This window comes from Bacteroides bouchesdurhonensis (assembly GCF_900155865.1).
Taxonomy (GTDB): Bacteria; Bacteroidota; Bacteroidia; order Bacteroidales; family Bacteroidaceae; genus Bacteroides; species Bacteroides bouchesdurhonensis.
In genome coordinates, this window is the sequence record NZ_LT707006.1 from 3,969,486 (window position 1) to 3,982,985 (window position 13,500).

Annotated in this window: 16 protein-coding genes and 1 tRNA gene; 7 read left to right on the plus strand and 10 right to left on the minus strand. The window is 43.8% G+C overall.

What is annotated here, in order from left to right; translation table 11 throughout:
- The first annotated feature begins 18 nt into the window (after window positions 1-18).
- Genes traN through CZ225_RS17300 form a run of 4 tightly spaced genes read left to right on the plus strand, consistent with a single transcriptional unit; the run spans window position 19 to window position 2,344 of the window.
- Window positions 19-954: a conjugative transposon protein TraN gene (gene traN, locus CZ225_RS17285; protein ID WP_007754128.1), complete on the plus strand. Its 936-nt coding sequence runs from the start codon at window positions 19-21 to the stop codon at window positions 952-954.
- A gap of 3 nt (window positions 955-957) precedes the next feature.
- Window positions 958-1,539, plus strand: a complete 582-nt coding sequence (locus tag CZ225_RS17290) for a conjugal transfer protein TraO (protein WP_007754126.1) — start codon at window positions 958-960, stop codon at window positions 1,537-1,539.
- Between the two features lie 13 nt (window positions 1,540-1,552).
- Window positions 1,553-2,011, plus strand: a complete 459-nt coding sequence (locus tag CZ225_RS17295) for a DUF3872 domain-containing protein (RefSeq protein ID WP_007754124.1) — start codon at window positions 1,553-1,555, stop codon at window positions 2,009-2,011.
- Window positions 2,012-2,023: 12 nt separating this feature from the next.
- Window positions 2,024-2,344, plus strand: coding sequence for a hypothetical protein (locus CZ225_RS17300; RefSeq protein ID WP_007754121.1), 321 nt, complete (start codon window positions 2,024-2,026; stop codon window positions 2,342-2,344).
- A 203-nt stretch (window positions 2,345-2,547) separates the two neighbouring features.
- Here CZ225_RS17300 and CZ225_RS17305 read toward each other — a convergent pair whose 3' ends face one another.
- The 8 genes from CZ225_RS17305 to CZ225_RS17345 all read right to left on the minus strand — a co-directional run bounded on the left by CZ225_RS17305 (window position 2,548) and on the right by CZ225_RS17345 (window position 6,921).
- Entirely contained in the window at window positions 2,548-3,030 is a 483-nt protein-coding gene (locus CZ225_RS17305) for a DUF7258 domain-containing protein (RefSeq protein ID WP_028728958.1), read from the minus strand.
- 11 nt (window positions 3,031-3,041) lie between these two features.
- Window positions 3,042-3,263, minus strand: coding sequence for a DUF3873 domain-containing protein (locus CZ225_RS17310; RefSeq protein ID WP_007754116.1), 222 nt, complete (start codon window positions 3,261-3,263; stop codon window positions 3,042-3,044).
- Window positions 3,264-3,285: 22 nt separating this feature from the next.
- Window positions 3,286-3,498, minus strand: coding sequence for a hypothetical protein (locus CZ225_RS17315; protein WP_007754115.1), 213 nt, complete (start codon window positions 3,496-3,498; stop codon window positions 3,286-3,288).
- Between the two features lie 52 nt (window positions 3,499-3,550).
- A complete protein-coding gene (locus CZ225_RS17320) occupies window positions 3,551-4,084 on the minus strand; it encodes an antirestriction protein ArdA (RefSeq protein ID WP_007754113.1) in 534 nt (177 codons plus the stop codon).
- 291 nt (window positions 4,085-4,375) lie between these two features.
- Window positions 4,376-4,576 (minus strand): hypothetical protein, encoded by a 201-nt coding sequence (locus CZ225_RS24465; protein ID WP_007754109.1) that lies wholly within the window; start codon window positions 4,574-4,576, stop codon window positions 4,376-4,378.
- A gap of 142 nt (window positions 4,577-4,718) precedes the next feature.
- A complete protein-coding gene (locus tag CZ225_RS17335; RefSeq protein ID WP_032536632.1) occupies window positions 4,719-5,249 on the minus strand; it encodes an ORF6N domain-containing protein in 531 nt (176 codons plus the stop codon).
- An 84-nt stretch (window positions 5,250-5,333) separates the two neighbouring features.
- Window positions 5,334-6,563: a site-specific integrase gene (locus tag CZ225_RS17340; protein ID WP_007478215.1), complete on the minus strand. Its 1,230-nt coding sequence runs from the start codon at window positions 6,561-6,563 to the stop codon at window positions 5,334-5,336.
- Between the two features lie 273 nt (window positions 6,564-6,836).
- Window positions 6,837-6,921 (minus strand) — tRNA-Ser (locus CZ225_RS17345).
- A gap of 133 nt (window positions 6,922-7,054) precedes the next feature.
- On the opposite strand from CZ225_RS17345, the gene CZ225_RS17350 reads away from it, so the two are divergent.
- The 3 genes from CZ225_RS17350 to CZ225_RS17360 all read left to right on the plus strand — a co-directional run bounded on the left by CZ225_RS17350 (window position 7,055) and on the right by CZ225_RS17360 (window position 11,914).
- Window positions 7,055-9,550 carry an endonuclease MutS2 gene (locus tag CZ225_RS17350; RefSeq protein ID WP_077155870.1) on the plus strand — a complete coding sequence of 832 codons (2,496 nt, stop codon included), beginning with the start codon at window positions 7,055-7,057 and terminating at the stop codon, window positions 9,548-9,550.
- Window positions 9,551-9,636: 86 nt separating this feature from the next.
- Complete coding sequence (gene corA, locus CZ225_RS17355) at window positions 9,637-10,689, plus strand: magnesium/cobalt transporter CorA (protein ID WP_077154778.1); 1,053 nt, start codon at window positions 9,637-9,639, stop codon at window positions 10,687-10,689.
- 16 nt (window positions 10,690-10,705) lie between these two features.
- A complete protein-coding gene (locus CZ225_RS17360) occupies window positions 10,706-11,914 on the plus strand; it encodes an L-serine ammonia-lyase (protein ID WP_077154779.1) in 1,209 nt (402 codons plus the stop codon).
- A gap of 53 nt (window positions 11,915-11,967) precedes the next feature.
- On the opposite strand, the gene CZ225_RS24605 is transcribed toward CZ225_RS17360, so the two are convergent.
- Window positions 11,968-12,099, minus strand: coding sequence for a hypothetical protein (locus tag CZ225_RS24605; RefSeq protein ID WP_262351952.1), 132 nt, complete (start codon window positions 12,097-12,099; stop codon window positions 11,968-11,970).
- 362 nt (window positions 12,100-12,461) lie between these two features.
- Window positions 12,462-13,346 carry an Rpn family recombination-promoting nuclease/putative transposase gene (locus CZ225_RS17365; protein WP_077154780.1) on the minus strand — a complete coding sequence of 295 codons (885 nt, stop codon included), beginning with the start codon at window positions 13,344-13,346 and terminating at the stop codon, window positions 12,462-12,464.
- Between the last annotated feature and the right edge of the window lie 154 nt (window positions 13,347-13,500).

The window sequence follows — 13,500 nt, forward strand, 5'->3', positions numbered from 1 at the left end:
TTAAAATTTCAATTAGCAATGAAACAGATTTTTGTAATGTTCGCCCTCTTGCTGGGCGTGTGTGCGGCAAACGCACAAACCACTGACACCGTGAAGTATGCGGCTGGCAACGACTTGTACCGGGGGATTACCCGGAAACTCCCGTACCGCCAAATGGTTACGCCCTACGGCGTGGAAGTGACCTTTGCCAAGACGGTGCATATCATCTTCCCCGCCGCCGTCCGCTATGTCGATTTGGGAAGCAACCATATCATAGCGGGCAAGGCGGACGGTGCGGAGAACGTAATCAGGGTGAAAGCCACGACAGAGGGCTTTCCGGGAGAAACGAACTTCTCCGTTATCTGCGAGGACGGCAGTTTCTTTTCGTTCAACGCCAAGTACGCCCGTGAACCGGAAATGCTCAACATCGAAATGAAAGACTTCTTGGAGAATGAAGATACGTCCGACTTCTCACATACCCGGATGAACATCTATTTCCGGGAACTGGGGAATGAAAGCCCGCTATTGGTGAAACTGATAATGCAGAGCATCTACAAGAACAATGACCGGAAAGTGCGCCACTTGGGTAGCAAGCGTTTCGGCATACAGTTCTTAATCAAGGGGATTTACACCTATAACGGGATGCTCTATGTACACACGCAGACAAAGAACAGTTCCAACGTGCCTTTCGATACCGACTTCATCAAGTTTAAGATAACCGATAAGAAAGTACCCAAGCGCACGGCTATTCAGGAAACGGTGCTGGATGCGGTACGTAGCTACAACGAGGTGATAGAGATTGCAGGAAAAAGTACCGTGCGCACGGTGTACGCCCTGCCGAAGTTCACCATTCCTGACGACAAGCTGCTGGTCGTGGAACTCTACGAGAAGAACGGCGGGCGGCATCAGACCATACGGGTGGAGAACGCCGACATCGTGAACGCAGAAGTGATTGACGAACTAAAAATCAAATAGGGAATGAAAAGACACATCTTTATAATGATGCTCTTTGCGCTGTGCCTGACCTCGTTTCAGGCACATGCGCAAAGATACCTGCCGGGCATGAAAGGCTTGCAAGTCACGGCGGGCATGGCGGACGGGGTGCATTGGAACTCCGACACGGATTTTGCCTACCACATCGGGGCGGCGTACAGCGTTTACACCAAGAACGCCAACCGCTGGGTGATTGGCGGCGAATACCTGCACAAGAAGTATGACTACAAGGATATGCAGATACCCGTAGAACAGTTCACCGCAGAGGGCGGCTATTACCTGAAATTCCTATCGGACAGGCGAAAGACTTTTTTCCTTTCATTGGGATTGTCGGCTCTCGCCGGGTACGAAACAAGCAACCGAAGCGAAAAGCTGCTGCCGGACGGCTCTACCTTGCTGGATAAGGATTGCTTCATCTACGGCGGTGCGCTGACGCTGGAACTGGAAGCCTACCTGACCGACCGGATAGCCTTGCTTGTCAGTGCAAGGGAACGGGCGTTGTTCGGCTCGGACATAGGCAAGTTCCACACGCAGGTATCTTTGGGACTGAAATTCATTATCAACTGACCGCTATATAATAATGTATATGAAGAATGTAATGTATAAAATCATCATGGGCTGCTACATCGTGGCCGCCCTCGTGCTTGTCACCGCCTGTAATGACAACTTGGATATTCAGCAGGCGTACCCGTTCAGCATCGAAACACTGCCAGTACCCAAAAGGCTGAAAGTCGGGGAAACCGCCGAAATACGCTGCCGACTGGTGCGTGGCGGCTATTACCAGCCGACTACCTATCAGATAAGGTATTTCCAGCCGGACGGCAAAGGGAAGCTGGAAATGGATAACGGCACGGTGTTCCTGCCCAATGACCTCTACCCGCTGGAGAAAGAAACGTTCTGGCTCTACTACACCTCGGCATCGACCGACCAGCAGACGATTGACATTTATATCATCGACAGCTTCGGGCAGATGCAGCAACTTACACTATCATTTAATAATGACAACAGCGAAGAAGAAACGGAAACAATAACCCCCTAATAATAAAACGACATGGTAAAAATAGAATTGGATATAGAAGGCATCTCGTGGTACATAGAAACCACGTTGGAAACAGATACAGTTCCGGCAGTAGGTGACATCATCATTATGGACAAGGACTGTATTTCCGAACGTGACAGTGCTGAATTATGGAAAACGCCGTCCAATCAGGTTTTCAAATGGGCGGACGAAGAAGATGATGCGCCTGTAATGGAATGGTTCGATTGCGACACGGAAATGCTTGTCAATAAACGGACATGGAAATATGACATCGAGGAAGAAGAAACCGTGTGCATACTTGGTGTAAAATTTATTCACTATGAGGATTTATAGTTGCGACATTCGTTTTTATCATCCTCTTGGGAAACCGGGTATGGAATGATACGCAAAGCGTAAATATCGGGCAGACATCCCGCCGGGAAGCATCGGCGGGATGTTTCCATGATAGGGAAAACGAAAGGCTTCTTTGTTACTTTCTTCACCCGCTGGCAGGCTCACGGAAGAAAGTAACGGCGGCAAGCAGCCGCCGTTTTCTATCAACTGGTTTTAAGGCTCTTTATGGACGTGTATTTCTCTAACCACACCTTTACCTGCTCCATGTTATATTCGCCCGTGATGATTGCCGTATGGTCGTCTATAGCTACAAACCGGACACTTTCATAGCTGTTTACCCAGCCTTGCAGGGAACAGACACCCCACGTTGCAACATCTTCAAAAACACTGCGGTCTATCCGGCTGATTGGTTCGCCGAAAACTACCGTCATTATCTGAAAGTCCGGTTTATCCTCCAACAGTTGCAAATGGTGCAGCGTGCCGAACTCGTCTATTTTGCGCCCCCACGCCCACACATCATTATACAAATCATCGCCCCACTGGTGCGGGTGGTCGAAACGGACTTTTACCTCTATGGTGTGTTCGTTTTCTTCTGTGTCCTCGATAACGCCCGTTACCATTAAGCCCGTAAAAATGCACTCGCAACGCCTGCCGATAAGCTCCTTGTTTACTTCTGTTGTTTTCATGTCCCTAAAATTTACTTGTTTATTACTCCGTTCTTCTTCGCTATCCATTCGTCACGCCTGCGGCGGCACTCGTCCAGCGTTTTGGCTACCGTGCTGAAAAGTTCGCCGTCCGTGTGGCGGTAGTCATATTGATAATAAATTTGTCCCCTGAAAGCCCCTAAACAGCATTTCACGAACTTTTCTTCTCCCGGTGTTTGGGTAATGCTTACCCCGTTTTTGTTAAGTGACTGCATGATGTTCTATTTTTTTTAATGGTTATAATATCAGTAAAGAAAGCAACAGCAGGAAAAGCAGAGCCACGCCCAGCGCATAAAGGGCTGAAAGGCAGACCCGGAGCAGGAAACGGGCGGCACAAAACACGATATACGCCGTTATCGCCGTGCCTGCTCCGGCTACGCTGGTAAACCGCCATGCAAGGCAGAGCAGCAACACCCGCCAAAGGATTTTATAAATGCTTTTCCGTTTCATCGCTTGGTCGTTTTTAACGGGCAGGGCTTTGACACCCCGCCCGGATTGGTTGTTATGCCGCACGGAACACAAAACCGTCATCAAACCAGTAATCGCACATAAAAAGGTCACGGGCGAACTTTTCATAATCGAAATAGGTCTTTGCGAACTCCGGCAGGTCGTAGCATTCCTCGATAATTTCATAGGCGAAATCTTCTTCATCGTCATATTGACCCAGATACTCGTCCCGGAAATCACGTACAAGGTCGTCCGCATCTTCCTCGCCCAAATCATGGCTTTTATAGTTGCACCACACGAAAAAGGCTTCCTGCTCGGTGTCGCTCAAATCCTCCACCGCATCACGCAGGGCGAAGAAGTTTTCAGAAATCCAGCTTTCGCCGATTAAGCCCTCCGGCACGTTCTCCCAGTCCTGAAACATGTATTCCGCATCTTCCTCGTCCTTGTGAAGTTCCCGGCAGGCTTCATAAAATTCTTCCTTGTCCGAATAGTCCGAAAGGTCGAGCCATGCGCCGGACAATGAACCGTTGTTGTACTTGGCATAAGTGCCTACATAAACTTTTGCTTCCGATAATACCTTTGCTTCCATATTGCTGTAATTTTTTAAGTTTTTAATTTTATGCGGATTTGAGAGGTGAGGGAGTTGAAGTTTCACTGAATTTTTTTCCTGTTTCCCGTAAATCCGACTTTTTTTTTATGCGTCTTCCGGTCGGGTCGGTCGTTTTCGTTTCACATAGGCGTAAAAGGGTAGTGTTTAGAGTTTGCAAGGTTTTGGGCAAAAAATACCTCGCAAGGCAGGGAAGATTTTTTCGCCAAACCGGAACGGCTCGACCTTGCAAAATCGTGAAGAACACGTAACTACCTTTGCCTATTGAAATGATTAAAACGACTGTCCCGGCTGGGGGACTGCGTAAGAGGAAGATTTACAAATAGGGAAACTGGGGAAAAGTGCCTGTTCTCTTTCATCTTTTAGGGAACACTCCATGCGGGCGGGAAAGGCAAGGGTGTTGTGAGCTTGCTTGCAATACGCTTGTGCGGGTTTCCAACGGCTCTTTTCACGAAATACAGTCAGCCATGCCACGCACGGCTGGCGTTTCGGGAAATGTGCCAGTTGGAAAAGGATATAAAAAATGCGGGTAGTCGGTAGACTGCCCGCAAGGTGGAAGAATGTACAATGCTGGGATATAGGTTATTAAGTGGAATTTCGTTACCGAAATCGTTACCTATTCGTTCTTGCCACGGTTATAGGTAACGAAACCTACCGGACGGCGTTCTTTCTGTTGTTTCGACTGGCTCAAAAGCTGGGTAAGGGCTTGGTACAGTTCGTTGAACTGCGCATCGGTGCTTACCTCCAGTTCCTCGATGCGCCTTGACAGTTCCTCGTAACCGATTGCCATTTGGCGCATGAGGACAAAAGCCCGCATGATTGAAATGTTTACTTCTATGGCTACTTTGGAGCGGAGAACCGAAGAAAGCATGGCTACGCCCTGCTCGGTGAAAGCCATAGGCATAGCAACGCCGAAGTTGTAAGCAGGGGGTATCACATTTTGTGATACCCCTATGGATAACAGCAAGTTAGCTTCCTCTTGGGTGAGTACAAACATAAAATCACCCGGAAAACGCTCGATATTGCGCTTGACCGCCTGCTTCAAGGCTCGTGTTTCCACTTGGTAGAGTTCTGCCAAATGATAATCGAGCATCACCCGGCAACTTCTGACCTCAAAAATCTTGTTTTGGATAATCTGCAAATCCATAATCGTATATTTTAGGAGATTTAGCAATGTTGGAATAATAGTAAGGACTGGTCACAAATTGTGACCAGTTCCATATAATCAAGATTACATGGCAACTTCCTTGTAAATCTTCTCAATGCCGACAAACTTCTTGTCAAGCCCCTGCATATCGCTGCCTATCTTGCTGTTGGTGATGCGGGCGTAGATTTGCGTAGTTTCTATGTTTGTGTGTCCCAGCATCTTGGACACCGTTTCAATGGGTACGCCCTTTGACAGCGTGGTGGTCGTGGCGAACGTGTGCCGGGCAAGGTGGAATGTCAGGTTCTTTTTAATACCGCATATATCGGCAATCTCTTTCAAGTAGGCGTTTAGCTTCTGATTGCTGATTACGGGAAGTATCTTGCCGTCCGGCAACTTGCCCTTGTACTTCTTCAAAATCATCTTGGGAATATCCAGCAGGGGGACATTCACGTCCGTGTTGGTCTTTACCCGCTTGGTGATTATCCAAAGGTTGCCGTCAAAAGACTTTTGGATATTCTCCTGCCGCAAATTGGCGACATCGCTGTATGCCAGACCGCAGAAACAGGAAAAGACGAACAAGTCCCTGACGTGTTCCAGCCGTTCGGAAACCATTTTCTTTTTAAGGATAATTTTAATCTCGTCCTCTGTCAGATAACCCCTGTCCACTTTTTCCAGCCGGATTTTGTAGCTGGCGAAAGGGTCGCCCACCAGTATGCCGTTGTTACGGGCGATGATGATGATACGCTTGAAGAACTGCATGAACTTGGCGGTGGTGTTGTAGCCGCACTTGCAGGCGGTACGCAAATACAACTCAAAATCGGTAATGAACATCGGGCTTATCTCCTTTATGGATATGTCCGATACGTTGTACTTGCTTTGGATAAATTCAGCGAGGTGGCGGCGGGTCACTTCATACTTGCGGTAGGTCGCTATCGTCTTGGATATGCCTACAAGCTGCTTCACATCGTCATTGTGCTTTTGGAACAATGAAAGGATTGTTTCGTGGCTCTCGCTGTGTCCCAAGAACTCGTTTTTCACTTTCTCGGCGGTCACGTAATTGTCACGCCGCTGCATTTCGTGGTAAATGGTATTCAGGGAAGAACGTATGTCGTCCAAAAGGGCGTTTATCCTCCCGGCATCCCTGCCTTTGGCTTTGCCCGCAGTAATGCTCCAGTTGTCGGGCTGGATGCTCTGTTTCGTACTGAACTGGCAAAGTTTGCCGTCTATGGTGATGCGTGCCATAATCATAACCTCGCCGTTTTTCTTTTCAGAACCTTTCTTCAAATAAAAAAGAACCTTGAATGTCGATTTCATAACTCACTTTTTTTAGTTGCAAAATTAATTTTTACCTCTCGTTTTCGAGTTATGCAGACTATGGACTAATCAAGTCATTATCAGGTCATTTATGGACAAATCGTTACCGTTTTTGTCCGGCGGGGAATAGGTAACGATTTAGTAACGAAACTTTGTCTTTTACCGTACTTTTGAAGTCTTGGAAGCAGGACTTTCGGGCAATAAAAAAAGCCACAAATCATTGATTTGTAGCTTTTTGTCCGTTTGCTGACCATTTCTGTCCAGCACGTTCAGCGGAGAGACAGGGATTCGAACCCCGGGTACCTCGCAGTACAACGGTTTTCAAGACCGCCGCAATCGACCACTCTGCCACCTCTCCAAAACTCCTTTATCTGAAGTACTTTCCGTTGAAAGCGGTGCAAAGGTACGAATCATTTTTAAATCTGCAAACATTCTGATATTTTTTTCGCGAATTAATCGTATTTTTGCAGCTTATTACAAGTAAGAAAGATATGATATATCCTCAGAATTTTGAGCAAAAGATAGGGTTCGACCAAATAAGACAGTTATTGAAAGAAAAGTGTCTCAGCACTTTAGGCGAAGAGCGCGTATCAGGAATGACTTTTTCTGATCAATACGATGAAGTAGAAGAGAAGTTAAATCAGGTAACTGAATTTGTGCGCATCATTCAGGAAGAAGACGGATTTCCGGATCAGTTTTTTTTCGATGTCCGACCTTCACTAAAACGGGTACGGATAGAAGGTATGTATTTAGACGAACAAGAATTGTTTGATCTTCGCCGTTCATTAGAAACAATCAGGGATATTGTGCGCTTTTTACAACGAAATGAAGAAGAAGAAAATGATTGCCCCTATCCTAGCCTGAAAAAGCTAGCAGGAGATATCGCCGTATTCCCACAACTTATCGGAAAGATAGACGGTATTCTTAATAAATACGGTAAAATTAAAGATAATGCTTCCACTGAGCTGGCACGTATTCGTAGAGAACTTGCCAGTACAATGGGAAGTATTTCACGTTCACTGAACAGTATCCTCCGCAGTGCACAATCCGAAGGCTATGTAGATAAAGACGTGACTCCTACAATGCGTGACGGACGTCTGGTAATCCCCGTTGCACCCGGACTCAAGCGAAAAATCAAGGGAATCGTACATGACGAGTCCGCCAGTGGAAAAACTGTATTTATTGAACCGGCAGAAGTAGTGGAAGCCAACAATCGTATTCGTGAGCTCGAAGGAGATGAACGGCGTGAAATCATTCGTATCTTGATTGAGTTCTCCAACATATTACGTCCTTCTATTCCAGAAATCCTTCAATCGTATGAATTTCTGGCAGAAATTGATTTCATTCGTGCAAAAAGCCATTTCGCAATACAGACTAATAGTCTAAAACCTGCAATAGAGAATGAACAATTACTGGATTGGACAATGGCTGTACATCCATTACTACAGATTTCATTAGCTAAACATGGCAAAAAGGTAGTTCCTCTGGATATAGAACTCAATCAGAAACAGCGTATCCTTATTATTTCCGGTCCGAATGCCGGAGGTAAATCCGTATGTTTGAAAACGGTTGGATTATTACAGTATATGCTCCAATGCGGAATGTTGGTTCCAATGCACGAACGCAGCCATACAGGAATGTTCAGCAGTATTTTTATTGATATTGGTGACGAACAGTCCATCGAAGATGACCTGAGTACTTATTCCTCACATCTGACCAATATGAAAATCATGATGAAAAGCTGCAATGGACATAGCCTGATTCTCATCGATGAATTCGGAGGAGGCACTGAGCCGCAAATCGGAGGGGCTATTGCAGAAGCTGTACTTAAACGTTTTAATCAGAAGGGAACATTCGGGGTAATTACTACTCATTATCAGAATCTGAAACATTTCGCTGAAGACCATGAAGGAGTAGTAAACGGGGCAATGTTGTATGACCGCCATTTAATGCAAGCTTTATTCCAACTGCAAATCGGAAATCCGGGAAGTTCATTCGCTGTTGAAATTGCCCGAAAAATCGGTTTGCCGGAAGATGTCATTGCAGATGCTTCAGAGATTGTGGGAAGCGAGTATATTAATGCGGATAAATATCTTCAGGATATCGTACGTGATAAACGTTATTGGGAAGGCAAACGCCAGACAATACGCCAACGGGAGAAGCACATGGAAGAAACGATTGCTCGTTATCAGACGGAAATGGAAGAATTGCAGAAATCACGTAAAGAGATTATTCGTCAAGCAAAAGAAGAAGCTGAACGGCTGTTGCAGGAATCAAATGCCCGTATTGAAAATACGATCCGTACAATAAAAGAAGCACAGGCCGAAAAAGAAAAGACTCGTCTGGTACGTCAGGAACTGGCAGATTTCCGTACTTCTCTAGACTCGTTCTCTTCTAAAGAGCAGGAAGAAAAGATTGCACAGAAGATGAAAAAACTAAAAGAGAAACAGGAGCGAAAGAAAAATAAAAAAAATGATCCTAAAACAGCTTCTTCTCCTTCTGCAACTCCTAAAATAATTCCTATCACAGTCGGCGAGAATGTAAAAATCAAAGGTCAAACCAGTATCGGACAGGTAATGGAGATCAACGGCAAAAATGCAGTGGTCGCTTTTGGAAGTATAAAGACCACTGTAAAATTAGACCGTTTGGAACGCTCCAAAGCTGCCCCGAAAACAGAAGGAATTGCAAAAAGTACGTTTGTCAGTACACAAACACATGATCAAATGTATGAAAAGAAACTCAGTTTCAAACAAGATATCGATGTTCGTGGAATGAGAGGGGATGAAGCTTTACAAGCTGTTACCTATTTTATTGATGATGCTATATTAGTAGGCATGAACCGTGTTCGCATTCTTCATGGAACAGGAACAGGAATCCTTCGTACACTCATCCGCCAATATTTATCTACCGTACCAGGAGTACGTCATTATGCAGACGAACACGTCCAATTCGGAGGAGCAGGAATTACTGTTGTCGATTTTGAATAATTATTTGTAAACAAATTCAATAATTACTTGTTCTCATTTAGAAAACCACTACTTTTGTTTGTGGTTTTCTAAAACGAGAATAAAGCATGAAGAATAACCTGTTAAGCGAAAAGCTTATTTACACCGGAGATAGTGTTACCCCTACCCATATTCATCTCTGCACGTATAATGCCACTGAAATGCAAGAAGTTTCCGGTGACACTTTTCAATCCGTCAAGCATACATTAGATAATGAGAAAATAAACTGGCTACAAGTACATGGGATGAAAAACACTGAAACAATCCGTGAAATTTGCAGTCATTTCGAAATAGACTTCCTTGTCCTGCAAGATATATTGAATGCAGATCATCCGACCAAAATAGAAGAATATGAAAAGCATATTGTTCTAATTGCTAAGTTGTTCTACCCGAATGAACATAAAGATGAAAACGAATTGGACGGACTACTTCAACAACAAGTTTGCCTCGTCTTAGGAAATAACTACGTGCTCACTTTTCTTGAGAAAGAAACAGATTTTTTTGATGATGTCAGTTCTGCTTTACGCAATGATGTATTAAAAATACGTAGCCGCCAAAGTGACTATCTGCTTAGTGTCCTATTAAACAGCGTTATGGGTAACTATATTTCCACCATTTCCTCTATCGACGATTCGTTAGAAGATTTAGAAGAAGAACTGCTAACCATCACAAATGGAGACGACATCGGTATTCAAATACAATCCCTCCGCAGACAATATATGTTAATGAAAAAAGCAATTCTTCCGCTAAAGGCACAATATATAAAACTCTTACGAGCAGAAAATTTACTCATTCATAAAATAAACCGTGCTTTTTATAATGATGTAAACGACCACTTACAATTCGTACTGCAAACTATTGAAATCTGTCGGGAAACATTGTCTTCATTAGTCGATCTATACATCTCTAACAACGACCTACGCATGAACGATATCATGAAACGTCTGACTGTGGTATCCACCATTTTCATTCCTCTCACCTTTTTAGCGGGCGTTTGGGGAATGAACTACAAATGGATGCCTGAACTCGATTGGCGATATGGATATTTATTTGCTTGGGTTCTTATGTTTATTATTGGTATTGTTGTATATTTGTACTTTCGCAAAAAGAAATGGTATTAATCATATTTCCTAATGTATGAAATCAATCAAAGAACTATATAGAATAGGAACAGGTCCTTCCAGCAGCCATACTATGGGACCTCGTAAAGCGGCAGAAATGTTTTTGGAACGTCATCCGGACGCTACGTCTTTTAAAGTAACACTCTATGGCAGTCTAGCTGCCACAGGAAAAGGTCACATGACAGATGTAGCTATTATTGATACACTACAGCCCACTGCTCCCGTAGAAATTGTTTGGCAGCCAAAAGTCTTTTTGCCATTCCATCCCAATGGAATGACCTTTTCTGCAATAGATTCCCAAAACAAAACTTTGGAGAATTGGACAGTTTATAGTATCGGAGGAGGTGCACTGGCTGAGAATAATGACAGTCCGACTATCGAAAGCCCCGAAGTTTACGGAATGAACAATATGACTGAAATATTGGATTGGTGTGAACGCACCGGAAAAAGTTATTGGGAATACGTAAAGGAATGTGAGGATGAAGATATCTGGGATTATCTGGCGGAAGTGTGGAACACGATGAAAGATGCCATTCACCGTGGCCTAGAAGCAGAAGGTGTATTGCCCGGACCACTGAACTTACGGAGAAAAGCCTCAACCTATTATATACGTGCTACCGGATTTAAACAATCCCTTCAATCACGGGGTCTTGTATTTGCCTATGCCTTAGCAGTCAGCGAGGAGAACGCTTCCGGAGGTAAAATAGTGACAGCTCCTACTTGTGGTTCTTGCGGTGTAATGCCGGCCGTACTTTATCATTTACAGAAAAGCCGTGAATTCAGTGATATGCGTATTCTACGTGCACTTGCTACCGCAGGACTGGTTGGGAATATCGTCAAATTCAATGCTTCTATCTCCGGTGCCGAAGTCGGTTGTCAGGGAGAAGTCGGTGTTGCCTGTGCAATGGCTTCAGCAGCCGCCAATCAGTTATTTGGAGGAAGTCCGGCACAAATCGAGTATGCAGCAGAAATGGGGCTGGAACATCATTTAGGAATGACCTGCGATCCCGTATGCGGCTTAGTACAAATTCCTTGTATCGAACGAAATGCTTATGCTGCCGCCCGAGCATTAGACGCAAATCTTTACTCAGCTTTTACTGACGGAATGCACCGCGTATCGTTCGACAAAGTAGTGCAAGTCATGAAACAGACCGGTCATGATTTGCCTTCGCTTTACAAAGAAACGAGTGAAGGAGGTTTAGCTAAGGACTATCAGCAAATGTAATTTATTTAACCTCATTTTAACTGCCGGATACGCACTTCAAATTCTGGTTAATCTTACAAAGCCTCCTTCAACTGAATGACATCCGTATTACTATAATGATACGGATACAAAATGTGTAGCTTAACCATTTTTGCATCATAAGCAACCTGAGAAATAGTAATTTCTTCAGGAGAAGGTGCAACCATATCTGAATTTATTTGATTAATGGAAGCGACTGGGAATGAAATTATGTACTCTGAATCCATCTCCTACCCAATGTACTTCACCCGGTGTCATCACAAATTCTACATTTTTTCGTGCCATAATAAACGTCCTTTCTTACTATTAGTAACTATTTGAGGAAACTATTAACACACAGACAATTAGTTTTGTTTTGATACAACGCTTACAATACTCTTACACAAGTTAAATACAATCAAAGATTCTGTATTATTGCATATATTCTATGTTCAAATGAATATATAGGTTCTAAAAATTAAGAATATCCTTTTTCTATTTCTCATTAATAGGAATAGAAAAAAGGATATTCTACTAAATTGATATTACTTTATAAACTCTCTATCTCAGTTTCTGATAATTGGGTACTTTGTATGATAATATCAGTGGAAAGTCCCAACTTTTTCATGTTACGAGCAACCTCCAGGACTCCTTCTGCACGTCCTTCTGCACGTCCTTCTGCACGTCCTTCTGCACGTCCTTCCAGTTTCGCTCCGTCCAACACATCATTTTGTATCATGATAGCACTCAAGTGTTCATCATAAGCTTGGCGTTCCACCTTTGACATATTATAATATATAAGTTTCTCACGAGCTTCTTTTAGCCCCGGAGCTTTGGTATCAGGACGGATACAACCTGTTTTCAGATATTCTACCCATTCTTCCAGAGGGGTAACAGCTACTTTATTGAACTCATTCACCCGGATGAGGAAATACTCGGGAAAGACTTCGGCAGGGAGTTTATGCACCAGTGCATCTTTCTCTTTGGTAGTCACTTCAAGGCGGTCGCTCGTGTGTACTCCGATGAAGTTGTTCTGACCGTGATATAAATAGTCATCCCCTTTGCCAATATCAAAGTATAAGATGCTGATTGAATAAATCTTTTTCACTTCATAATAGCGTGCACCAAGTGAGATATGTTCGGTGATAGCTTTTGCCACTCCATAGAGAATACGCTCAAGATAATAAAGTTCGCGTGTGTTCTGAACCTCAATGATAATGATTTCATCCTTATCGTTTTTGGCTTTAATATCTACACGGTTGAATTTATCATCAGCCATTTGCTGGTTACTTTCACTTTCCAGTATTTCGATGATTTTCACCGCTTCGCCTAAAAGCACGGTGAGGAAACCTTCTAATACATCGAAATTAGCTTTCTGACGAAGCAATCTTTTGATAGCCCAGTCGAAACGAATATATTTGTCCGTTTGTTCCATATCGCTTTCTTTTTTTTAATTATGGCAAAGTTACAATTTCTTTCGCAGATAAGGAAGGTTAAATGCCTAATATTCATTATAGCAGTCGGAACAATTGATAGCAGAGCAGGACAGACTAGTTCATTTTTGCACCAGTTTGAGCAAATTTTGATTC